This window comes from Pseudonocardia sp. SID8383 (assembly GCF_009864975.1).
Lineage (GTDB): Bacteria > Actinomycetota > Actinomycetes > Mycobacteriales > Pseudonocardiaceae > Pseudonocardia > Pseudonocardia alni.
In genome coordinates this window covers 1-366 of record NZ_WWFY01000545.1, presented here as the reverse complement: position 1 = coordinate 366, position 366 = coordinate 1, and the positions used below count along the sequence as shown (strand labels likewise).

Genomic DNA, 366 nt, shown 5'->3' with positions numbered 1-366 from the left:
CGCCGATGGCACCCGGCCGCGATCACCGGGACCCCGCCGCAGCGGGCCGCCCGCGCCCTGGCACCGGTCCTGCGTGAGCTCCTGCTCGCCGCAGCCGGCGGGGACCGGCCCGCTGCCGGGATCGTGCTGGCGGTGCCCGGTGTCGTGTCCGGCTCCGCCGCCACCACGGCGGTGACCTCTCCGGCGCTGGACTGGGACGCGGCCGCGATCGGCACGCTGGTCGCGGCCGAGGCCGAGCAGCTCGGAGCGGGCGGGATCGCACTGGCGGTCCGCTGCGGCGCCGCACTGGCCGCGGAGGCCGAACCGGACACCGGACCGCCGGGCACGACGACGGTGCACATCGGCGGGCGCAGCGAGATCGGCGTG

Annotated in this window: 1 protein-coding gene; it reads left to right on the top strand. The window is 79.2% G+C overall.

Annotated elements, in window-relative coordinates; translation table 11 throughout:
• On the top strand, nt 1-366 hold a 366-nt coding region (locus tag GTW08_RS13305), incomplete at both ends, for a hypothetical protein (RefSeq protein ID WP_202417120.1).